At 62.5% G+C, this 22,555-nt stretch carries 19 protein-coding genes, 1 tRNA gene and 1 pseudogene; 14 read left to right on the top strand and 7 right to left on the bottom strand.

Annotation, left to right across the window (positions count from 1 at the left end; all coding sequences use genetic code 11):
• Positions 1-18 precede the first annotated feature (18 nt).
• Entirely contained in the window at positions 19-312 is a 294-nt protein-coding gene (locus AC1RR3_RS28375; RefSeq protein WP_177234877.1) for a cupin domain-containing protein, read from the top strand.
• A gap of 14 nt (positions 313-326) precedes the next feature.
• Positions 327-464, top strand: a pseudogene (locus AC1RR3_RS28380) (aldehyde dehydrogenase family protein); the annotation flags it as partial.
• A gap of 117 nt (positions 465-581) precedes the next feature.
• Here AC1RR3_RS28380 and AC1RR3_RS28385 read toward each other — a convergent pair.
• Together AC1RR3_RS28385 and AC1RR3_RS28390 are read right to left on the bottom strand one after the other, a co-directional pair.
• Positions 582-1,856: an NAD(P)/FAD-dependent oxidoreductase gene (locus AC1RR3_RS28385; protein ID WP_492826849.1), complete on the bottom strand. Its 1,275-nt coding sequence runs from the start codon at positions 1,854-1,856 to the stop codon at positions 582-584.
• Between the two features lie 18 nt (positions 1,857-1,874).
• The gene (locus AC1RR3_RS28390) at positions 1,875-2,543 is read right to left on the bottom strand and encodes a haloacid dehalogenase type II (protein ID WP_492826851.1); all 669 of its coding nucleotides are present in this window, start codon (positions 2,541-2,543) and stop codon (positions 1,875-1,877) included.
• A 176-nt stretch (positions 2,544-2,719) separates the two neighbouring features.
• Here AC1RR3_RS28390 and AC1RR3_RS28395 point away from each other — a divergent pair, with 176 nt between their 5' ends.
• From AC1RR3_RS28395 to AC1RR3_RS28415, 5 genes are all read left to right on the top strand, one after another.
• A complete protein-coding gene (locus tag AC1RR3_RS28395) occupies positions 2,720-3,562 on the top strand; it encodes a GNAT family N-acetyltransferase (RefSeq protein WP_492826853.1) in 843 nt (280 codons plus the stop codon).
• Positions 3,563-3,909: 347 nt separating this feature from the next.
• On the top strand, positions 3,910-5,514 hold the full coding sequence (locus tag AC1RR3_RS28400) for an ABC transporter substrate-binding protein (protein ID WP_492826855.1): 1,605 nt from the start codon (positions 3,910-3,912) through the stop codon (positions 5,512-5,514).
• A gap of 85 nt (positions 5,515-5,599) precedes the next feature.
• Positions 5,600-6,550, top strand: coding sequence for an ABC transporter permease (locus AC1RR3_RS28405; protein WP_492826857.1), 951 nt, complete (start codon positions 5,600-5,602; stop codon positions 6,548-6,550).
• Positions 6,547-7,401: an ABC transporter permease gene (locus AC1RR3_RS28410; RefSeq protein ID WP_492826859.1), complete on the top strand. Its 855-nt coding sequence runs from the start codon at positions 6,547-6,549 to the stop codon at positions 7,399-7,401. Before AC1RR3_RS28405 ends, AC1RR3_RS28410 begins: the two co-directional genes overlap by 4 nt.
• A complete protein-coding gene (locus AC1RR3_RS28415) occupies positions 7,398-9,059 on the top strand; it encodes an ABC transporter ATP-binding protein (RefSeq protein WP_492826861.1) in 1,662 nt (553 codons plus the stop codon). The genes AC1RR3_RS28410 and AC1RR3_RS28415 overlap by 4 nt, the downstream gene beginning before the upstream one ends.
• A 22-nt stretch (positions 9,060-9,081) precedes the next feature.
• Here AC1RR3_RS28415 and AC1RR3_RS28420 read toward each other — a convergent pair whose 3' ends face one another.
• Positions 9,082-9,558 carry an Lrp/AsnC family transcriptional regulator gene (locus tag AC1RR3_RS28420; protein ID WP_492826863.1) on the bottom strand — a complete coding sequence of 159 codons (477 nt, stop codon included), beginning with the start codon at positions 9,556-9,558 and terminating at the stop codon, positions 9,082-9,084.
• Between the two features lie 235 nt (positions 9,559-9,793).
• On the opposite strand from AC1RR3_RS28420, the gene AC1RR3_RS28425 reads away from it, so the two are divergent.
• Complete coding sequence (locus AC1RR3_RS28425; protein ID WP_492827158.1) at positions 9,794-11,119, top strand: NAD(P)/FAD-dependent oxidoreductase; 1,326 nt, start codon at positions 9,794-9,796, stop codon at positions 11,117-11,119.
• A 93-nt stretch (positions 11,120-11,212) separates the two neighbouring features.
• On the top strand, positions 11,213-11,548 hold the full coding sequence (locus AC1RR3_RS28430) for a hypothetical protein (protein ID WP_492826865.1): 336 nt from the start codon (positions 11,213-11,215) through the stop codon (positions 11,546-11,548).
• 350 nt (positions 11,549-11,898) lie between these two features.
• Here AC1RR3_RS28430 and AC1RR3_RS28435 read toward each other — a convergent pair whose 3' ends face one another.
• Positions 11,899-12,975, bottom strand: a complete 1,077-nt coding sequence (locus AC1RR3_RS28435) for a TIGR03032 family protein (RefSeq protein ID WP_492826867.1) — start codon at positions 12,973-12,975, stop codon at positions 11,899-11,901.
• A gap of 615 nt (positions 12,976-13,590) precedes the next feature.
• Here AC1RR3_RS28435 and AC1RR3_RS28440 point away from each other — a divergent pair.
• The 3 genes from AC1RR3_RS28440 (at position 13,591) to cysN (ending at position 20,379) form a co-directional block, all read left to right on the top strand.
• Positions 13,591-17,064, top strand: a complete 3,474-nt coding sequence (locus AC1RR3_RS28440; RefSeq protein ID WP_492826868.1) for an autotransporter outer membrane beta-barrel domain-containing protein — start codon at positions 13,591-13,593, stop codon at positions 17,062-17,064.
• A 502-nt stretch (positions 17,065-17,566) separates the two neighbouring features.
• A complete protein-coding gene (gene cysD, locus AC1RR3_RS28445; RefSeq protein WP_492826870.1) occupies positions 17,567-18,505 on the top strand; it encodes a sulfate adenylyltransferase subunit CysD in 939 nt (312 codons plus the stop codon).
• On the top strand, positions 18,505-20,379 hold the full coding sequence (gene cysN / locus AC1RR3_RS28450; RefSeq protein ID WP_492826872.1) for a sulfate adenylyltransferase subunit CysN: 1,875 nt from the start codon (positions 18,505-18,507) through the stop codon (positions 20,377-20,379). Before cysD ends, cysN begins: the two co-directional genes overlap by 1 nt.
• Here the strand turns inward: cysN and AC1RR3_RS28455 are convergent.
• Positions 20,345-20,572, bottom strand: coding sequence for a hypothetical protein (locus tag AC1RR3_RS28455; protein ID WP_492826874.1), 228 nt, complete (start codon positions 20,570-20,572; stop codon positions 20,345-20,347). The two genes, cysN and AC1RR3_RS28455, sit on opposite strands and share 35 nt — an antisense overlap.
• Before the next feature lie 41 nt (positions 20,573-20,613).
• Here AC1RR3_RS28455 and AC1RR3_RS28460 point away from each other — a divergent pair, with 41 nt between their 5' ends.
• On the top strand, positions 20,614-20,913 hold the full coding sequence (locus tag AC1RR3_RS28460) for a tyrosine-type recombinase/integrase (protein ID WP_492826875.1): 300 nt from the start codon (positions 20,614-20,616) through the stop codon (positions 20,911-20,913).
• A 3-nt stretch (positions 20,914-20,916) separates the two neighbouring features.
• Here the strand turns inward: AC1RR3_RS28460 and AC1RR3_RS28465 are convergent.
• A tRNA-Glu gene (locus AC1RR3_RS28465) sits at positions 20,917-20,991 on the bottom strand.
• Positions 20,992-21,048: 57 nt separating this feature from the next.
• Positions 21,049-21,393: a hypothetical protein gene (locus tag AC1RR3_RS28470; protein ID WP_492826877.1), complete on the bottom strand. Its 345-nt coding sequence runs from the start codon at positions 21,391-21,393 to the stop codon at positions 21,049-21,051.
• On the opposite strand from AC1RR3_RS28470, the gene AC1RR3_RS28475 reads away from it, so the two are divergent.
• Positions 21,392-22,399, top strand: a complete 1,008-nt coding sequence (locus tag AC1RR3_RS28475) for an RluA family pseudouridine synthase (RefSeq protein WP_492826879.1) — start codon at positions 21,392-21,394, stop codon at positions 22,397-22,399. The two genes, AC1RR3_RS28470 and AC1RR3_RS28475, sit on opposite strands and share 2 nt — an antisense overlap.
• The last annotated feature ends 156 nt before the right edge of the window (positions 22,400-22,555 follow it).

Raw genomic sequence — 22,555 nt, forward strand, 5'->3', positions numbered from 1 at the left:
CCGAAGGAATCCGGCCCGATGCCAGAGCGCCTCATTGCCGGTGCACCCCACTTCAAGACCTGGGCACAGGACGAGGCCAAGGGTGAGCTGGTGCACACCGGCGTGTGGGAAGCAACGCCGGGCGAGACACGCTCGATCAAAGGAGAGACTTTCGAGTTCTGTCACATCCTCGCCGGCACGATCGAGATCACGCCGGACGGCGGCGATCCGATCACGTTCAGAGCCGGCGACAGCTTCGTCATGAAGCCTGGATTTACGGGCGTGTGGAAGACCATCGAGACCGTTCGCAAGATCTACGTCACGGTGTCATGAGCCCAGGCACCGCCCTCAACACCGGCATGGTGTCGACGAAGGTGTCCCCGTTCGGCGGCATCAAGCAATCCGGCCTGGCACGCGAGGGAGCGCAGGTCGGGATCGAGGAATACCTCGAGATCAAGACCTTCCACGTCGATGGATTGGGCTGAGCGGCCACGGAGCGGAGAAGGCGTACGACCGCGCCCTCTCCGCCATCCCGGCAAACGCTCAAGACAGATCTGCCCTCGATGCTCTGCAAGCGCGGGCGCGCATTTGTCCCGGTCAGGCTACTGAATACGATCGAGCATCTTGTAGTACATTCCCACCAGCGGCAGGAACCAGGGCTTGCCGAAATGGCCGGGCACCGCAGGCCAATCGAGGCCCTTCATCGGATTCCGGTCTTCGCGTCCGAGCATGGCATCGGCGATGATCATGCCGAGATGGGTCGACAGCTGCGCGCCATGGCCAGCATAACCCATCGCATACCACAGTCCGTCCTGATAGCCCGCGCGCGGGAAGCGGTCGCTGGTCATGTCGACGAGTCCACCCCAGCAATAGTCGATCTCCGTGCCGGCGAGTTGCGGGAAGATTCGCGTGAGACCGTCGACGAGAATGGCGCCGCTCTTGGCGTCGGAGCGCTGATCCGATGTCGCCGAGAAACGCGCCCGTCCGCCGAATATCAGACGGTTGTCGGGTGACAGGCGAAAGTAGTTGCCGACATTCATCGACGTGACACAGGTGCGATTGCCCGGCATGGCGGCCGCGATTTCGGCCGCATTCAGCGGCCGCGTCGCCACGATGAAGCTGCCGACGGCGACGAGCCGTCGCCGGAAATAACCGAAATTGGGCGTGGTATAGGCGCCGGTCGCAAGCAGCACCTGATCGGCTGTGAGGCTGCCGCGAGGCGTCGTCAACCGATGGCACGATCCATCCCGCGCCTGCGCAGTCACCGGTGCTTGTTCGAAGATGATCGCGCCGCGGCGCTTGGCCGCCTCGGCCAATCCGACGCCATAGCGCCCCATATGCATCATCGCGCTCTTCCTGGAGAGCATCGCGCCAAAGAAGGGCGAGCCGATCTCTGAGCTGAGATCTTGGGCGGATAAAAGCGCGGTCTCCGGATCTACCTCGTTGTGGACGACTTCGAAATTGCGCGCGATGGCATCGAAATGCCTGGGCTTGGAGGCGAGCTTCAGCTTGCCGCCGCGACGGAAATCGCATGCGATGCCCTCCTCCGCGATCAGCGCCTCCAGCGTATCGATCGAGGAATCGAGCGCGCGGTAAAGCGCAACGGCTCGCTCCTTGCCGAGCTCTGCCTTGGCGGTGAGATAGCTGTGGGCGAGACCATTGTTGAGATGACCACCGTTCCGGCCCGATGCGCCGCCGATCACCCGGTCTGCTTCGAGAACAACAACTTTTGTGCCCGCCTTCGCGAGTTGGCGCGCAGCTCCAAGACCCGTGAAGCCGCCGCCGACGACAGCAACGTCATAGTGCCCCTCGACGGGACCTTCGGCGCCGCCGGAGAAGCGTGGTGCGGTATCGTGCCAGTAGGAAACGTATTTCACCGCAGATCCCCTGCTGGCTCAGAGCCCGAACACGCCCGGCAGTCCGCCAATGTCCTTGATCTCGACATAGCCGTAATAGGGGTTGGCGGGCTCGTGCCCCCGATTGACCCACACCTTGTTCTTGATACCGAGGTCGTGAGCCGTCATCAGGTCATAGCGGAAGGACGAGGAGCAGTGCACCACGTCCTCAGGCCCGCAGCCCAGCGTATCGAACATGAACTCGAAGCCCTTCATGCGCGGCTTGTAGGATTGTGCCTGTTCGGCCGTGAGCGCGGCGTGAAAGGGCGCTCCGAGCTTCGCCACGTTGGACGGCAGTTGCGCATTCATGGCGTTGGAGAGGATGACGAGCGGAATCTCCTTGGCGACCCTGGCAAGGCCGGCAGGAACGTCGGGATGCGGCCCCCAGCTCGGCACGCGTTCATAGACCATCTGCGCATGCTCGGCCTCGAAAGAAACGTCATTGCGCTTGCAGGCGCGCTCCAGCGCGTTGTGGATCACGTCGGCATAGGGCTTCCAGTCGCCGAGAATTTCGTCGAGCCGGTACGCCGCGAAATCCCTGACCAATGCAGCCATCTGCGCTTCGGGCACACGCGCGCGATAGAGATCCTGCGCCGCTTCCGCCATCTGGAAATTCGTCAGCGTGCCGTAGCAGTCGAAGGTCACGTATTTCGGGCGAAACTGGCTCATCGTTCCTGTCCTGGTGCGCTCGCGCGATGTCAGGACCGCAACAATAGAACGGCAGCACGGCATAAGATGCGGCTTTTTCTGCCGGCTGCGGTGGAAGATGTCGTTCGCGTGGCGGCCTTCAGACGATCTGAACATCGCCAAAATACGAGACTGGTGCCGGACAGGGAAACCAGTTGATGATCCCGAGCATCATATCGCTCAGCACCTTCGGCTCCGAACATCTCGAAGGTGCGTTGCGCCTTTCGCGTCAAGCCGGCTGGCCGCACCGCCTCGAGGACTGGCAACTGGCGCTCGACCTGAGTACGGGCTTCGTCGCGCTGGACGCGAATGCAACAACCGTGCTCGGAACGGTTCTGATGACCCGCTACAAGCGGGATGTCGCAACCATCAACATGGTCATCGTCGATGAGGCCGCCCGCGGGCGCGGATTGGGCCGTCAGCTCATGGAAGCGATCATCACGCTGGCGGGATCGCGCGCGCTGAGGCTGGTTGCAACGCGTGAGGGTGCCCCGCTCTATCGGAAGCTTGGCTTTTGGGAGACCGGCGCGATTGTCCAGCATCAGGGACAGGCGCTTCGTGTTGTATCGCCCGCCCAAGTCAGGCTGGCCGAGGCGCTCGATATCCTCGGGATCCTCGAGCTCGACAGAAGCGCCTATGGTGCGGACCGGAGAGATCTGCTTCGTGCGCTTGCGAAGATCGGCCAACTGGCCGTGCTCGATCGCGGTCAGGGGATCACTGGATTTGCCGCATCACGCGCCTTTGGCAGAGGTGAAGTGATCGGCCCTGTGGTGGCCGCAAACGTCGATGACGCGAAAGCCCTGCTCAATTTCGTCATGGCGCGGAGCGAAGGACGCTTCGTCCGCGTCGACACTGCCGAGGGCTCTCAATTGAGCAACTGGCTCGCAGACCAGGGACTGGTCCGGGTTGACGAAGGGATTGTCATGCAGCGCCCCATCATTGCGCAATCCAGCCGCGCGCCACTGACCACATTTGCCCTCGCCAGCCAGGCTTTCGGATAAGCGGAGAAAGCGCACCGCCAGAACACGCGACGATACGCTGACCGATGCCGAAGTTCGCGCCGCGCTGCAATATTAATAGGCATGCACAATGAACCGGCTGGACGCAGGTTCGAAACACTAGAAAGCGAGACATCTTCGCAATTTTGTGCCGTGGCCCGCAGTTTTTTCGGCCAAAGCCGCGGGACTATCCTGCGAGACTTCGATCGCGGGAAAGAATGCAGTCCTGAGTGGAGACGTGGCAATCGTCGTTATGACGGACCGCCCCAGCCTCCACCCCAACGGCGCGGCAGAACAATTTGCCGCTCACCGCAACACCAGCCGTAGCCTTAGCCAGCGAGGGGATTGACATGAGCAATACGACGAACTGGTCTTCTTCGGACGATGCCACGATCGAGAACGCTATTCGGCGCGGAGCCTCGCGCCGCGACCTGCTGAAGTTGATGCTCGCCAACGGCATGGCCATGGCTGCAGCCAGCACGGTCTTCGGTCGCGCGACGCAAGCGGTGGCGGCGACACCCGTGAAAGGCGGCGCCCTGAAAGCCGCGGCCTGGTCCTCATCGACCGCCGACACGCTGGATCCCGCCAAAGCTTCGCTCTCGACCGACTATGTTCGCTGCTGCTCCTTCTACAACCGCCTGACATTTCTCGACCAGGCAGGTGTGCCCCAGATGGAGCTCGCCGAGTCGATCGAAAGTGGCGATGCCAAGACCTGGACGATCAAGCTGAAAAAGGGCGTCACCTTCCACAACGGCAAGGACCTCAGCGCCGACGATGTCATCTTTTCGCTGAAACGCCATCTGGACAAGGCGACCGGATCGAAGGTCGCGGCGATCGCCTCCCAGATGACCGACTTCAAGGCCGTGGACAAGAGCACCGTCGAGGTCACGCTGGCGAACCCCAACGCGGACCTGCCGACGATCCTGTCGATGCATCACTTCATGATCGTGGCCGACGGCACCACCGATTTCTCCTCGGGCAACGGGACCGGCGCTTTCAAGTGCAAGCAGTTCACCCCCGGCGAACGCTCGGTGGGCGTGCGGAATCCGAACTATTTCAAAGGCGGCCCGAACGTCGATTCATTCGAGTTCTTCGCCATCCCCGATGAAAACGCCCGGATCAATGCGCTGCTGTCCGGCGATATTCATCTCGCTGCCTCGATCAATCCGCGGTCGGTGCGCCTGCTCGACGGCCAGAGCGGCGTCGTGCTGTCCACGAGCACGTCCGGCACCTACACCGACCTGAACATGCGCATGGACATGGCGCCCGGCAACAACCGCGATTTCGTCGAGGGCATGAAATACGTGGTCAATCGCGAACAGATCGTGAAATCTGCCCTGCGCGGCTTCGGCGTCGTCGGCAACGACCAGCCCGTGTCACCCGCCAACGTCTACCACAATGCCGCTCTCAAGCCGAAATCGTTCGACCTGGACAAGGCCAAATTCCATTTCCAGAAGGCCGGCGTGCTCGGTCAGACCATCGAGGTCATCACCTCCGAGGCGGCCGGTTCGGCGATCGACATGGCGATGATCGTCCAGGCAAGCGCCGCGCAGATCGGCATGAAGCTCGATGTGAAGCGCGTGCCCTCCGACGGCTACTGGAGCAACTATTGGCTGAAGGCGCCGATCCATTTCGGCAACATCAATCCGCGCCCGACGCCCGACATCCTGTTCTCCCTGCTCTACAAGTCGGATGCACCGTGGAACGAGAGCCGGTTCAGCTCGGAACAATTCGACAAGATGCTGCTCGAGGCCCGCGGCTCGCTCGATCAGGCCAAGCGCCGCGAGATGTACAACGAGATGCAGGTCCTGGTGTCGGAACAAGCCGGCACCATCATTCCGGCCTACATCTCCAACGTGGACGCCATCACCGCCAAGCTGAAGGGACTGGAGCCCAACCCGCTCGGCGGCATGATGGGCTACGCTTTCGCCGAGTATGTCTGGCTGACCTCCTGACTTGCGCGTGGCGAGGTCCCGGCTCCCTATCCTGACACGGAGCCGTGACTGACGAAAACGACCGGCGTGGCGTGGGAGCGCGAATGTGAAAAAGCAAGTTTCGTCGCTCGTGGTGAGACGGCTTCTGATCGCCTTGATCACGCTCGTGATCGTTTCCTTCGCCGTCTTCTTTGCGACCGCGCTCCTGCCCGGCGATACCGCCACGATCCTGCTCGGGCAGTCCGCGACGCCGGAAGCCGTCGAGGGCCTGCGCAAGGCGATGCACCTCGACGACCCCGCGATCATTCGATTCCTGAAATGGATGGCCGGCCTTTTCCAGGGCGATTTCGGCAAGTCCTATGCAAACAATGTCCCGGTCGCCAATCTGATAAGCGGACGGTTCGTCAACACGATGAAGCTTGCAGGACTGACAGCCTCGATCGCGGTCCCCCTTGCGCTGACGCTTGGCATCACCGCCGCGATGTGGCGCGGCACCCTGTACGACCGCATCGTGACCATCTGGACCATCGGCATCATCTCGGTGCCGGAGTTCATGATTGCAACGCTGGCGGTGCTGCTCTTCGCGGTCTACCTCAAATGGCTGCCAGCCCTCTCCCTCACCAACGAGATCAAGTCGTTCCATGACCTGTTGAGGATCTACGCGATGCCGGTCATGACTCTCACATTCGGCGTATCGGCGCAGATGATCCGCATGACCCGCGCCGCCGTGGTCGAGACGTTGAACACGCCCTATGTCGAGATGGCGCTGCTCAAGGGCGCCTCGCGCCCCCGGATCGTGCTGCGGCACGCGCTGCCCAATGCGCTCGGCCCGATCGTCAATGCGGTCGCGCTCTCGCTGTCCTATCTGCTCGGCGGCGTCATCATCGTGGAGACCATCTTCAACTATCCGGGCGTCGCAAAGCTGATGGTCGATGCCGTTTCGACCCGTGACCTGCCCCTGATCCAGACATGCGCCATGATCTTCTGCCTGGGTTACCTGGCACTGATCACGGCCGCCGACATCATCGCCGTTCTGTCCAATCCGAGGCTCCGATGACGAACCCGACCTCGTCAGGCCGGTTGGGCATGCGATTGGGCTATCGCTTCAACCTCATGGGCCTGTTGGCGCTGGGCATCATCCTGCTCTGGGCCGGCGTCGCCCTTTTCGCCCCGCAGATCATCCCGCATTCCGTCGGCGAGATCGTCGATGCCGATTATTTCGGGCCCATGAGCCGCGATCTGTGGTTCGGCTCCGACTATCTCGGCCGGGACATCTTTTCGCGCATCCTGATGGGTGCACGCTACACGCTCGGCATCTCGCTCGCCGCGGTCTCCATCGCCTGCTTCAGCGGGATCGCGCTCGGCATGACTGCGGCCGTCGCCGGGGGGTGGCTCGACAGCATGCTGAGCCGCTTCCTCGATGCGCTCAACTCGATACCCAGCAAGCTGTTCGGCCTCGTCGTGGTTGCCGCGGTCGGCTCATCAATCCCGGCGCTGATCGGGACGCTGTCGGTGATCTACACCCCAGGCGCCTATCGTTTCGCCCGCGCGCTCGCGGTCAATGTCAACACGATGGACTTCATGGTGGTCGCCCGTATCAGGGGTGAACGCCTACCCTATCTCATCGCCTCCGAGATCCTTCCCAACATCCTCGGCCCCGTGCTTGCCGATCTCGGCTTGCGCTTCGTCTTCATCGTACTGCTGCTCTCCGGCCTGTCCTTTCTAGGGCTCGGCGTGCAACCGCCCTACGCCGACTGGGGCGCGCTGGTTCGAGAGAACATCGGCGGCCTGCCGTATGGCGCACCGGCCGTGATCTTCCCTTCGCTCGCCATTGCAAGCCTCACGATTAGCGTCAACCTCCTGATCGATAATCTGCCGCGCAGGATCCGCGACCGGAGCGCCGAATGACGGGAAACTTCGTCGAGATCCGCAATCTCAGGGTTGAGGCAACGACCGATGCAGGCAGGCGGGTCGAGATCATCAAAGGTGTCAGCCTCGACATCGCCGAAGGCGAGATCGTCGCCCTCATCGGCGAAAGCGGCTCGGGCAAGACCACCATTGCCATGACGCTCATGGGCTACGCCCGGCAAGGCTGCGCGATCACCGGCGGCGAGGTGCGCCTGGCCGGCGTCGACATGGTGAGGCTTTCGGAAAAGGAACGCGCCCGCATTCGCGGCACGAGCGTCGCCTACGTGCCGCAGAGTGCTGCGGCCGCCTTCAACCCAGCACTCACCATCATGGATCAAGTTGTCGAGGTGGCGCGGATCCACAGGCTCATGCCGGCTGCCGAGGCGCAGGCAAAGGCGCTTTCACTGTTCAAGGCGCTGTCGCTGCCGGACCCGGAAACGATCGGCAACCGCTATCCGCACCAGGTCTCGGGAGGCCAGCTGCAACGCCTCGCCGCTGCGATGGCCCTGATCGGCCAGCCGAAGGTCGTCATCTTCGACGAGCCCACCACGGCGCTCGACGTCACGACCCAGGTTGAGGTGCTGCGGGCGTTCAAGGCTGTCACGGCACAGCACAATATCGCCGGGGTCTACGTCTCGCACGATCTGGCCGTCGTCGCCCAGATCGCCGACAGGATCATCGTGCTCAAGGACGGCACGGTCCAGGAAATGGGGACGACTGATGATATCCTGGAGAACGCTCAGCACCCCTATACGAGGCAGCTGTTGGCCGCGTTCAGGCCGAAGACCCAGCAGCGGGCGCCTGACGACGAGAGCGCAACGAAGCGCCCCTTGCTTGAGGTCGATAATCTGACGGTCGGCTATGGTCCTCGTTCGCGCGATGGACAGCCGCTGATCAACGCCGTCCAGGCCGTCAGCCTCAAGCTGAACCGGGGACGAAATCTCGGCATCATCGGCGAGTCCGGCTGCGGCAAGTCGACCCTTGCCCGGGCGATTGCCGGCATTTTGCCCGCTCATGCCGGCGACATCATCTTCAACGGACGCGAATTGGGCAAGGCCGGCCGCAACCGCACCCGCAACGAACTGCGCCAGATCCAGATCGTGTTCCAGCATGCAGACACCGCGCTCAACCCGGCGAAGTCGGTGGACGATATCCTGAGGCGTCCCCTCACCTTCTACCACGGCATGAGAGGCAAGGCGCGCGATGCGCGCGTCAGCGAGTTGCTCGATCTCGTCCGGCTCCCCAAATCCGTGCGGCATCGATTGCCGGGAGAGCTGTCGGGCGGCCAGAAGCAGCGGGTGAACTTTGCCCGGGCGCTTGCCGCCGAGCCGATGCTCATCCTGTGCGACGAAATCACGTCGGCTCTCGATACGGTCGTGGCGGCCGCGGTGGTCGAGCTGCTCAAGGAGTTGCAGCGCGAGCTCGGCATCTCCTATGTCTTCATCAGCCACGATCTGTCGGTCGTCGAGGCGATCTGCGACGAAATCATCGTGATGTATCGCGGCCAGAAGGTCGAGCAGATCGCGTCGACCGGGCTGGCGACCCCGCAGCACCCTTATACCCGGCTGCTGTTCTCCTCGGTGCCCAAGCTCGATCCCGACTGGCTCGACAATCTGCAACAGAATGCCAGCGAGGCGCTCGCCTATAGTCATCGGTAGAAGCGGCTGGCGCCGCGGCCAGTCAAGCCGGGAACAGGCTGGTCAGCGGCATCTGCGAGCGCACGATCGGCGACTTGAGGACGACGAAGCTGAAATATTTGTCGATGCCGATATCCATGTCCGTCAGGCGCTCCATAATCGTCTGGTACTCGCCTATGCTGGCGGTGACGAATTTCAGCATGTAGTCGTAACCTCCCGAGACCAGATGGCACTCGATCAGCTGGTCGACCTTGTCGACCGCCGACAGGAAACGGGCAAAGTCGATCTGTCGATGGTTCTTCAACGTCACCTCGGTGAACACGGTCAGCGTCTGTCCGAGCTTGCGCACGTTGATCTGGGCCGCGTAGCCCTCGATGTAGCCCTCGCTCTGCAGTCGCTTCACACGCATGAGACACGGGCTGGGCGACAGACTCACCAGCTCGGCGAGCTCGACGTTGGTGATGCGGCCGTTCTTCTGGAGCTCGTGGAGGATCTTGATGTCGATCCGATCCAGCTTCATTGGTGTCTCTCCGTTGAGCACGCGCCAGAAGGCACAGCAGAAAATTTGGTACAATGAACCGAAAGCTCAGTTATTCCGCATCCACCGTCCACCACTGACTTCGTATCATCCATATCGGACGCTGTTTTGTGGCACAGCGAGCATACGGCATAAAATGCTGGGCTGCCATCGAATCCAGCGCCGCAAGCGGCGAGGCACGACTTATGCTGCGACGAGCGAAATCCAGGATGCCAGCATGCCCGCGCCGCTCAGCCATATCGAGACCTCGCCGGATCTTCCCGTCAGCGCCGATGTGGTGGTTATCGGGGGTGGCATCATCGGGGTATTTGCGGCCTACTATCTCACCCTGAGGGGCCTCAGCGTCGCCCTCGTGGAGAAGGGACGGATCGGAGCCGAGCAGTCCAGCCGAAACTGGGGCTGGTGCCGCCAGCAAAATCGCGATGCCCGGGAGTTGCCGATAGCGACCAAGAGCCTGGACTTGTGGGAGAGCTTCGGCACCGAAAGCGGTGAGAGCACGGGTTTCTCCCGCTGCGGCCTTCTGTATCTCAGCAACGACGAGGCCGAGCTCGCGGGCTGGGCACGCTGGCGCGACTTCGCTCAAACGGTCGGCATCACCACGCACATGCTCGATGCGACCGCGGCAACGCAGCGCGGCGCCGCGACGGGGCGCGCCTGGAGGGGTGGGGTCTTGTCGCCAACCGACGGCATCGCCGATCCCGCCAATGCTGCCCCGGCGGTGGCGCGGGCAATGCTCAGCCGCGGGGGCACCGTGCACCAGATGTGCGCGGCTCGCGGGCTTGAGACCGAAGGCGGCCGCGTGAGCGCTGTCGCGACAGAGCGCGGCGCGATTCGCACGCGTGTCGCCATAGTGGCGGGCGGCGCGTGGTCCTCGTCCTTTTGCCATCAGGCCGGCATCCGCCTTCCGCTCGCTTCGATCCGTTCGTCCATCCTGTCCGTCTCGGGTGATGCAAAAGGCCTACCGGATGCGCTCCACACCTCCGCCGTTTCGGTGACGAAACGCGGCGATGGCGGTTACACACTCGCCATCAGTGGCCGCGGCCGCATCGATCCGACGGCCCAGCAACTCCGCTTCGCCCCGCAATTCCTGCCGATGTTCGCGCGGCGCTGGCGCAGTCTGCTCCCCGGCAGCCTCGAAGGCGCGAGGTCGGGACACGAAACGCTACGCCGTTGGCATCTCGATGGCCCGACCCCGATGGAGCGCGTTCGTATTCTCGATCCCGCGCCTGACCAAAGCACGATCGAACTCACTCATCGCCGCGCCCTCGAGCTACTACCCGCACTGAAGAATACGAAAATCACTGCTGCATGGGCGGGCTACATCGATTCGACGCCTGATGGCGTGCCAGTCATTGGCGAGGTGTCGAATTTCCCCGGTTTGATATTGGCTGCGGGCTTCAGCGGCCATGGCTTTGGCATCGGTCCAGGGGCGGGCCACCTGATCGCCGATATCGTGACCGGCGCGGGGCCAATCGTGGATCCGAGGCCCTACCGGCCAGATCGTTTTACGGGACTTAGTGTGGGAAAAGTGTCGGACTTCTAAGGTGACGCGCCTTCGGCCGAGCTGACCGCCAAGTCGGTAAACGATCATGCGCGACCGATCACCCCCCTCGTCCATCAGGGGCGAATGCCCTTCATGTCGTTCACGACCATCGAGGCGCCGACGCCCGTACCGCACACGCATGCCATCGTCATTCTCGGGTTTCGTCAGCGCGGCGTGCCCAAAGCTGCCGCGCGGGGTGCGGCGGAGTGGCATCAGGACGAGATGAACTCCGCATACAGGCTTGCGAGCCAGCACAACCATCTGCTGCTGACCGCCGGAACGCGATCCGGCCCGCGCATCAAGCTTTTGGCGAAGCTCGGGAAACGTATCCAGAGCCGCCTCGATCCCATCCTCACGTTTGCGGCCCGGCAAATGATGGCCGGCACCCCGAAGATGTCGACCACAGATAATTCGCTGAGCACGTGGTGATCTTCGGGAACGGCTGCGACTCCGAGGCGCGAACTTGCTCGGGCCTGAGGCCCGAAATTGACTTGCCATCGATGAGCACATTGTAGCGGGACTCATAAGATCGTCAAAAGACGCAAAAGAGTGTCGCGTTTTTGGTGTCGGAACGGCCGCCTGCGGAGGACGAAACTTGAAGGCGCAGGTGACGCTGACGGTTATTGCGATTCTCGATCTGTTTCTGCCACGCAGCGGAGGCTGAAGCGGCCTGCCGCTCTAATCATCTGTGGCGCTGAGTCCACACGCGCCCCCGACAAACACCGATGCGCACGCGACACCCAAAACGCACAGAGATCGCGGGCCGATGCCCGACCCATTCACTGCTCGAAGGTCAAGGGGTTGTTGATCTCGGCATCGGTGAACGAAGCCGCCATCGGACGACGCACGCCCGGCAGCACCGCGACATCGTAAAGTTCCGTCACCGCGCCTTCGATGCGGATCCATTGCACGATGTCGCCGGAGGCGAGGTTCACGACCTGGAGGCCGCACCAGCCGTCGGCGTCACGCCGCTTCATCTCGTCGTCGAGCGCCAGCCCCGAGAACGACCCGTCGCGGGACAGCGACAGGCCGACCACGGCGTGGCCGTTGTGGAACGCCAGCCCGCGCAGGAAGCCCGGACAGAACGCGCGCGGCGCGAAGCTGCCGTTCGCGAGATCGACCGTGCCGAGCTGTCCGGTGCCGGAGTTCAACACCCAGAGCTGGTCACCGTACCAGCGCGGCGAATGCGGCATCGAAAGCTTTTCAGTGACGACTGCGCTGCTCGCCACGTCGATCACGATGCCGCCTTCGGCCCGCCGCGCCCGCCAGCCATTGACCACGTCGCTGCGGCTGGTCGCGGTCACGAAGGCCGCCTCGCCGTCCCTGACCGCAAGGCCGTTGAGATGGCAGCGATCCTCGGCCGCCAGTTTCGAGATGAAAGGCGGCTTCCAGAACACGCGAAAGGCGTGCACCGGCGACAACAGCGACAGGCACGAATAGAGCGTGTTCACGAATACGATACGGCCATCGCCGAGCACGCTGACATCGTGAATGTCGAGCTCGCCCGTGGTGTGCGCGACGCGCGGCACATAATAGCGGTCGGCGCCGCCGGCAGTCTGGTCGGAGCTGAGGATGTTCTCGAAACGCCAGACCTGGAATGAGGTCGCCAGCACCAGGCGCTGGGGATCGGCCCACACCCCCATCGCGCGGCCGGTGCCGACCTCGTGGATGGCAAGCCCTCCACCATCGTCGACGCCCACGAGATAGAGCCGACCGGTCTGATAGGAGGTGAAGACGAGGCTGACCTGATTGGCTTGCAGCCAACCCGCCATGCCCCGCGAACAGGTGATGTGCGCCGCCGTCAGTTGCGGCAGCGTGGCGGCTGATGATGTGGGGCTGGGCGCAGCGTCGCTCAATGATTCAGGTCCTTGATTCTCGGGAACGCGCCGTTCGTTGCAGCAACATCTGGCGGCGTCTCGCTGAGGCAAGTCTTGTTCCAGCAAGTCTCGCTATGCGGCATTTCTTGCTGCGGAGCAAGTCTCGCGATCGGACTCGTCCTGCTGTGTGGCACGGTCTGGAAGCGCGATTCATCTGACCATTCTGGGTGTCGGACGATCGCGTCGGTGATCGGCATCGACGCGCGGCGCCGTTCGCTCCCCGCTTGGCATCCACGCGATGCAAAGTAGGCAGGCTTCCGGGGCGTCTCTGTGGCGTCGGAGCCACACACCACCAGGAAATACCAATGCGCACGCGACACCCAAAAATGGACAGACAGGTAGCTAGGAAGCTGCCTGGTCGATCAAGACCACGCAGGTCCATCCCATTCTGACCTCTCCGGCTGAACATGCTCGCGTACAGACGCCACCCGAGGCGGGCATGGCCGTACCCCTCAAATATTGAGCAAACAATTGGTTGCTAGAGCGTGTCTGGAGGCGGCTCGATGTTTCTTCGGTCGCAATGCAGATATCGCAGTGGGCTGAAGCATGAAGCGTCGGGGCAGACTTAATCCCAGTCGAGGTTGGGATCGCTTCATGAGCCCTGTTGAATTGGTCGGACACCTCGAAAAGCGATCTGAGAATCCCGCGCCAGCGAGATTCGATCGCGGTGTCGACACGCCGACGCTGCGGCTCGTACGCTGGCCCGGCGCGAGCTGGCGCGCGGCGCTGCTCGGCAGCGCTGCCGCCGGCGCGCTCAGCTTCGCCGTCGGCGACCCGGCTGCGGCGGCGCCGACGCCCTGCGTGATCAATGGCGCGGTCGCGACCTGCAGCGGCGATCAATCCGCCGGCATCGCCGGCGGGACCGATTTTCCGGTCCCGCCGGTCACCACGCTGAACGTCAACAATCTCACCACGGCCATCGCGCCCGCCAGTGGAACCCGCGGCATCAGCTTCCGCTCCACCACCGGCGACGTCACCATCAACAGCGACACCGGTGCCTTCGGCATCACTACGACGGGCGACAATGCGCACGGCATTGATGCTTACAGCGTCGTAGGCCATGCAGGCGAGGTAACGGTGACCTCGACCGGCAGCATCACCACGACGGGCAACTTCGCGCAGGGCATTTCAGCTGTCAGCTACCACGGCGCGGTGGTGACCTCAACCGGCAGCATCACCACCAGGGGCGCCTACGCGAGCGGGATTAATATCTACAGCCTAGGCCGGATAACGCTGACCTCGACCGGCAGCATCACCACCGGGGGCGTCGACGCGACTGGGCTTCAGGCCGACGGCGTCGACTTTGTAACGCTGACCTCTACCGGCGACGTCAGCACCGCGGGCAATCGCGCGGTCGGGATTTTTGCTCGCTCCACACAAGATGTCACGGTGACCTCGACCGGCAACATCACCACCAGGGGCGACGACGCGCAGGGGATTATTGCCGTGGCCAACAGCTTCGGCTCCGGCGTGGCGACGGTGACCTCGATCGGCAACATCACCACCACGGGCGCCGGGATTTTTGCCGTGGGCGGCCCCACGGCGGTGGTGACCTCGACCGGCGACATCACCACCACGGGCGGCCAGGCGCAGGGGATTTATGCGCACGGCAACGGCACGGCGACGGTGACCTCGACCGGCAACATCACCACGACGGGCGTCAACGCGGTCGGGATTGAGGCCAGCTCCCCCAACTCTGTGTATGTGACCTCGACCGGCAACATCACCACGACGGGCGGCGGGATTTCTGCCCAGAGCAACGGCGGCAGGATGTTGGTGACCTCGACCGGCAACGTCACCACGACGGAGTGGTTCTCGAACGGGATTTATGCCGGCGGCGGCAGCTTTGTAATGCTGACCTCGACCGGCAACATCACCACGAAGGGCGACTTCTCGATCGGGATTAAGGCCGTCGCCAGCCTCTTCCCGGTGGGCGTCCCGGTATACGGCCCGGTGACGGTGACCTCGGTCGGCGACATCACCACCGCGGGCAAGGCCGCCCACGGGATCTATGCCGCGAACAACTCGCGCTACGGCGCGGCGACGTCGGTGACCTCGACCGGCAGCATCGCCACCACGGGCGCCGGCGCGAACGGGATTTTTGCCCAGAGCAACGGCGCGGTGACGGTGACCTCGACCGGCGACATCACCACCACGGGCTCCGACGCGAGCGGGATGTCCGCCCAAAGCGTGGGCGGGCCGATCGCGGTCACCATCAATTCAGGCACGGTGTCCGGCGGCACCGGTTCCGGAACGGGTGTCTCCCTCATCGGCGGCACCGACAACACGCTGGTCAACCGCGGCACCGTGACGGCCTTGTCGGGGCTGGCGATCGCGGCCAGCACGGGCAATGACGCCGTCAGCAATTTCGGCACCGTGATTGGCAATGTCGATCTTGGCACCGGCACCAACGTCTTCAACAACACGGCGGGCGGCCTGTTCAATTCCGGCGCCACCGTCAGTCTCGGCGCCGGCAACGCGCTGACCAATGCCGGCACCCTGTCGCCCGGCGGCGCCGGGACGGTCCTGACCACGGCCTTGACCGGCAACCTGGTGCAGACCGCGACCGGGCGCCTAACGATCGATTTGAACATGGCCGGCGGCAGCGCTGACCGGGTCAACGTGTCGGGAACCGCCAACCTGGCGGGCACCGTGCAGCTGCGCCTGTTGAACGCGCAGGCTGGCGTGTACCAGCAGACCATCGTGTCGGCCGCGGGCGGCGTCACAAACGGCGGCTTGTCGCTGCAGGCGCTGCAGGCGAGCCCGGTCCTGCACGTCGAACTGGTCTATCCCAACGCCAACGACGTCGCGATCAGGAGCTCCATCAACTTCGTGACCTCCGGCCTCACCGGCAACCAGACATCGCTCGCCAACGCGCTCAACGGGGCGGGGCAAGGCTCGGGCCTCGGCGGGCCAGTCTTCAACCTGCTGCTCAACGGCCCGACATCGCTCGACGGCTACCGCGGCATGCTCAACCAGCTCTCCGGCGAAAGCGCCACCGGCGCTCAGCAGGTCACCTTCGATGCAATGGGCCAGTTCGTCGGCGTGATGCTCGATCCCTTCAATCGCGGCACCGTCACGCCGGCTGGCGTCAGCGGCTACGCCTCCGAAGGCGAGGCCGGCGCCCATGCCTCGGCCGGACGGCGACGCACCGCGGCCGAGCGCGAGGCCTATGCAATGGTCACCAAGGCGCCTATGCAACAGGACTTCGCGGCACGCTGGAACGTCTGGGCCGCGGGCTTCGGCGGCTCGCAGACCACCGACGGCAACGCCGCAGTCGGCAGCAATTCGACCACCAGTCGCATCGCGGCCGGCGCGGTCGGCGCTGACTATCTGATCGCACCCAACACGATCGTCGGCTTCGCGCTCGCCGGCGGCGGCACCAGTTTCACTGTTGCTGGCGGTCTCGGCAGCGGCCACTCCGACCTGTTCCAGGCCGGCGCCTATGCGAGGCATACGATGGGGGCGGCCTATGTCGCGGCCGCGCTCGCCTATGGCTGGCAGGATATCACCACCAACCGCACCGTGGCCGGCCTCGACCAGTTGCAGGCCCGGTTCAAGGCCAACGCCTGGTCGGGCCGGCTCGAAGGCGGCTATCGCGTCGTCAGTCCCTGGATGGGCGTCGCCATCACGCCCTATGCGGCCGGTCAGTTCACCACCTTCAACCTGCCGGCCTACGCTGAGGCGGCCGTCATCGGCAGCGACGCCTTTGCGCTGCGCTATGGCGCCAAAGACGTCACGGCATCGCGCTCGGAGCTCGGCTTCCGCACCGACAAATCCTGGGCCCTCATGGGTACGCTGCCGGGCACGACGCTGACCCTGCGCAGCCGTTTCGCCTGGGCGCACGATTATTCCACCGACCGCTCCGTCGGCGCCACCTTCCAGTCGCTGCCGGGCGCCTCCTTCGTCGTGAGCGGCGCGGCCCAATTGCCGGACAAGGCGCTGACGACCCTGGCCGCCGAACTCGTCTGGCGCAACGGTTTCTCGCTCGCCGGCACCTTCGACGGCGAGTTCTCCGGCAATTCCAGCAGCTACGCCGGCAAGGCCGTCGCAAGATATCAGTGGTGACGGCGGCCGACGGCTGTGATGCAGCGCGTCGGCGCGGTCGATCCCGTCAGCTTTCGACGACCCGCACGGGATCGCGGCCGTGATGCTGACCGTGATTGCGATCGTCGATCAATTCCCGCGGCGCAGGCAGCGGCGCAGTCCGCGAAGCTGGGCGCGTTCGCGAGCCTGGCGACGGAGTCGTTTCGTCTTTACCATGCGGCCGAGATACGATCGTTGCCCTGATCGAGCAGAGAATAAAATTCCGTACTTCAATATGAAGCATTGGTGCTCCTGCGGCATGGAGTACGTCGTTGCCCCCAAGGAGATTCCCTTGACGGAGGACGAACAACTGATCTGTATCAATTGCGGCTGTGAACTAAGAGGTCGGTGGAGTTCACGAAACTTCGACCATGAACCGATCTACTTTACGCCGGTGGACATCCCTAAGCATTAGGCTCCCGCACGAGCATGATGTCACGCTCTCATCTCGTTTTGATAATGCTGAACTGGAGTTCGTTACCTCATGGATGCCTCAGCATCACCTACTACGAAAACGCGGCGCAGGCTTCCAAAGCATCTCAAGGCCTTGGAAGCCGAGTCCATTGAGATAATGCGCGAGGTCGTGGCTGAATTCAAAAAGCCCGTCATGCTCTATTCGATTGGAAAAGACTCCAGCGTCATGCTGCATTTGGCGATCAAGGCCTTCTACCCCGCCGAGCTACCATTTCCCCTTCTACACGTAGACACAACCTGGAAGTTTCGCGAGATGATTGCGTTTCGGGACGAAACCGCACGCCGTCTCGGGATTGAGATGTTGGTCCATGTCAATCACGACGGCCTCTCCCGTGGCATTGGCCCAATTGCGTCGGGCTCTTCCGTCCACACACAGATCATGAAGACGGAAGCACTCAAGCAGGCGCTCGACCTTCACGGCTTCGATGCAGCGCTTGGTGGTGCGCGAAGAGATGAAGAAAAGAGCCGAGCAAAGGAACGTATTTTCTCTTTTCGCTCTCAGGGCCACGTCTGGGACCCGCGAAACCAACGTCCCGAATTGTGGAATCTTTTCAACGGCCGCATTCGACCTGGCGAGACGGTTCGCGTGTTCCCTTTATCGAACTGGACCGAATTAGATATCTGGCATTATGTGATGCTAGAAAATATTGCCGTGGTGCCGCTCTACCTCGCCAAACATCGCCGAGTCGTGCGTCGCGATGGGACCTGGATCATGGTAGATGACAATCGCCTGCCCTTCCGTCCCAACGAAGAGCCGGAAGTGCGACTTGTTCGATTTCGTACACTGGGCTGCTATCCTTTAACGGGAGCGATCGAATCCCATGCCGTTTCCCTCGAGGATATCGTATCGGAAATGCAATCGACACGCGTTTCGGAGCGCCAGGGGCGCCTCATTGATAGCGACGAGTCGGCGTCGATGGAGAAAAAGAAGCGGGAAGGCTATTTTTGATGGAGTGCGCCCGCCTTCCTGCCGAAGAGACGAACAAGGATCTACTTCGATTTCTCACATGTGGATCGGTAGATGACGGAAAATCCACGCTGATCGGCCGTCTCCTGCACGATTCAAAGCTGATTTTCGAGGATCAGCTGTCGACGCTTGCCAAAGACTCGATACGTTACGGCACCACCGGCGATGACATCGACTTTGCCCTTCTGGTGGACGGCCTTGAGGCCGAGCGTGAGCAGGGCATCACAATCGATGTCGCCTATCGTTTTTTTACCACGCCGAGGCGCTCTTTCATCGTAACCGATACGCCGGGTCACGAGCAGTACACGAGGAATATGGCGACGGCGGCATCGAAGGCCGACTTGGCCATTATCCTGATCGATGCGCGTAAGGGCGTGTTGTTGCAGACCAGGCGGCATTCGCTAATTTGTTCACTTCTTGGGTTGCGCCATGTGGTCGTAGCCGTGAACAAGATCGATCTAGTCGCATATCAAGCAGATATTTTCGACCGTATCGTTACCGACTATTGTGCCTTCGCATCGCAGTTCGGGTTCTCGTCCATTGTGTCATTTCCGATTTCGGCCAGAAACGGCGACAACGTCGTAAAGCTATCGGACAAGACACCTTGGTATAGCGGACCAGCCTTGCTGGACTATCTCGAGACGATCAATGTCGAGAATGAAACAGCGGAAGTTTCATTCCGCTTTCCGGTACAATGGGTCAATCGTCCGAATGCTGATTTCCGGGGTTATGCCGGAACAGTGGTTTCCGGGACGGTCAATCCCGGCGATCCCATCTTCGTCGCCGGCTCGAGCCGGACCTCAAGCGTGAAGGAACTTATAACCTCTGCCGGCCCACAGCAGTTCGCACAGGCAGGAGACGCAATCACGATCACACTCGCGGACGAGTTAGATATTGCACGCGGCGATCTCCTGGCCAGTCCCATGTCTCGCCCCGAGGTGTCAGATCAATTTGCCGCACACATCATCTGGATGAGCGACCAAGCGCTGATGCCCGGGCGTTCCTACTTGGCACGCATTGGAACCAGAGTAACGCCGATCACAGTGACCGGAATCAGGCACAAAGTCGATGTCAATACGAGCGCGCATCTGGCGGCTCATACTCTCGATCTCAACGATATCGCCTTCTGTAACTTTGCGACCGACACGCCAGTTGCATTCGACCCGTACGTGCATAACCACAAAACAGGGGCATTCATCGTCATCGACCGGTTTACCAATCATACTCTTGGTGCGGGGATGATTGCCTTCAGCCTGCGGCGGGGCACAAGTATCCATCGGCAAACGACCCTGCTCGGAAAAGCCGATCGGGCCGCACAAAAGCGCCAAAGACCCGCAATTGTTTGGCTTACCGGCTTGTCAGGCGCAGGCAAGTCGACGATTGCCAACATTGTCGAGCGGCAGCTGCACGCTGCCGGTCATCACACAATGCTACTCGATGGCGACACTATGCGCCACGGACTTAATCGAGACCTCGGTTTCACGGAGGCCGATCGGGTCGAGAACATTCGCCGCGCCGGCGAGGTCGCTAAGCTCTTGTTAGACGCGGGACTCATCGTGCTGTGCTCGTTCATCTCTCCGTATCGCGCTGAACGCGAAATGACTCGACGCTTGTTTTCGGATGAGGAGTTTATTGAAGTATTCGTGGATACTCCTATCGACGAATGCGTGCGGCGCGATCCGAAGGGTCTCTACGCGAAAGCGAAGGCCGGCACGATCAAGAATTTCACGGGCATCGATGCGCCCTACGAAGCTCCCCACAGTCCCGAGATACACCTGCACACAATCGGCCAGCAGCCCGAACAACTATCCGAAAAAATCATCAGGAAATTGGCAGAATTGGGCAGAATTGGATAAATACGTTGGCCTCCGCGATACGAGCAAGACTGGCTACATTAGCCGTCTTGAAACGCTCCGCACCGAACACGGTCATCGCACAGTCGCCGGGCTCTCGCGCGAGCGCATCATCACTGGCATTCTTCAGCCCTATGCTGATCGCCCCGGTGCGGCACTCGATACTCTGAAGAAGCTTCGGATCCTGATCCGTCACGCGATGGCAAGTCCTTCACGGTCGATGGTTTTAGTGGATGGATGCGGGACGCTATCTCGGAGGCCGGACCGCCGCTCGATTGCAAGCCGCATGGCCTTCGGAAAGCCGCCGGACGTTTGCTCGCCGAAGCCGGCGCAACGGCGAAGATGATCATGTCTGTCCTCGGACACACGACACTTGCTGAAGCTAAGCGCTATACGGAAGAGGCTGATCAGGCGGGCCTCGCCGAAGACACAGTCATCAAGCTCGAAGGACACAGGGCGAACAGGATTGCCCAAATCACTTCCGTGGATTTGGGGAAAACGCCAAAAACGAGAGGAAAATCAGATCGAAAGGAGTGAGGCTGGCGCTCCCTAGGGGAATCGAACCCCTGTTTCAGCCTTGAGAGGGCCGCGTCCTAACCGCTAGACGAAGGGAGCGTGAGGGCTAGCCAATAACCTCGAAATTTGTCCGCCGCAAGGACCCGAATGGGCCTTTTACGGCTCATTGGCAAATTTCAGCTTTCCGGCCGGCTTCAGGGTGTGGGCATCGAAGGTGCGGATCTCGATGACCCCGCCGATATCGAGCGTGATCACGAGGCGGTCGCCGGCGATCCCGGTCGCGACGATTTTGGCGCCCTTGGGCAGGGTGGCGATGACGTCGCCCACGGGTTCTGGCGCCCTTCCCTCCGACTTGAAAAGGCGGTAGCCCACCGCGATCAGAACGGCGCAGATCGCCAGCGCCGTGGTCAACCCCGCGATCAGCATCATCCGCCGCACCCGCGCGAACAGCGCGGCCTGCTCGGGGCTCGGTTCGGGAACAGCGGTATCAGACGTCGTCATGGAAAATGTTAGCTCTGCGCAAAGGTTGGAGGTTGTCGTCACCGGCGACGAGGGCTCGGCCCGGCTCGACCGCGTGCTGGCGGCGCGTTTGCCGGACCTGTCGCGATCGAGGCTGAAAGCCCTGATCCTGGCGGGTGCGGTGAGCCTGAAGGCCTCCGCGGTCCGCGACCCCGCTTATCACGTCATATCAGGCGATACGATCATAATCGACGTGCCGGAGGCCGCGCCCGCCGAGCCCAAGGGCGAGGACATCGCCCTCGATATCGTGTTCGAGGACGACGACATCATCGTCATCAACAAGCCCAAGGGGCTGGTCGTGCACCCCGCGGCCGGGCACGAGACCGGGACCCTGGTGAACGCGCTGATCGCCCATTGCGGCGCGACGCTGTCGGGCATCGGCGGGGTGCGCCGGCCCGGCATCGTGCACCGGCTCGACAAGGACACCACCGGGCTGATGGTGGTCGCCAAGAACGACCTCGCCCACGCCTCGCTGTCGGCCCAGTTCGCCGACCACGGCCGGACCGGTGCGATGCGCCGCGGCTACATGGCCTTTGCCTGGGGGGCGCCTGGCCGGCATCGCGGCACCGTCGATGCGCCGATCGACCGCCATCCCCATGCGCGCGAGAAGATGGCGGTGCGCCAGGGTGGCCGCGAGGCGGTGACGCATTGGGAAATCCTGGAGAGCTTTGCCGGGCGCGACGGCAAGCCGATCGCGACGCTGCTGGCCTGCGAGCTCGAGACCGGGCGCACCCACCAGATCCGCGTCCATCTCGCCCATATCGGCCATCCCCTGATGGGCGATGCCGTCTATGGCCCGCATTTCAAGACCAAGGCGAACCAGCTCGGCCCCGAGTCGCAAGGCGCGCTGACGGCGCTTGGACGGCAGGCCCTGCATGCCTATCTGCTGGTATTAGAGCACCCCAGAACAGGAGAATTACTCCACTGGGAGGCGCCTCTGCCGGAGGATTTGCTTCTCCTGGAGAGGTCCCTGAAAGCGGCGCTATGACGCAGGGGCTTTAAGAAAAGCGTTACATTACAAAAAGTTATAGCTGCCACACGGGGACGTGACGTCAGCAATCCTTCCCTTTTTGCCCCCCCATGGGGTATATTGCGCCTGCGTTGGAAATGACCAACGCGGAACATCGCAGCTACGGCCGGCTTT

The organism is Bradyrhizobium sp. GW821-FHT13H05, from assembly GCF_058804065.1.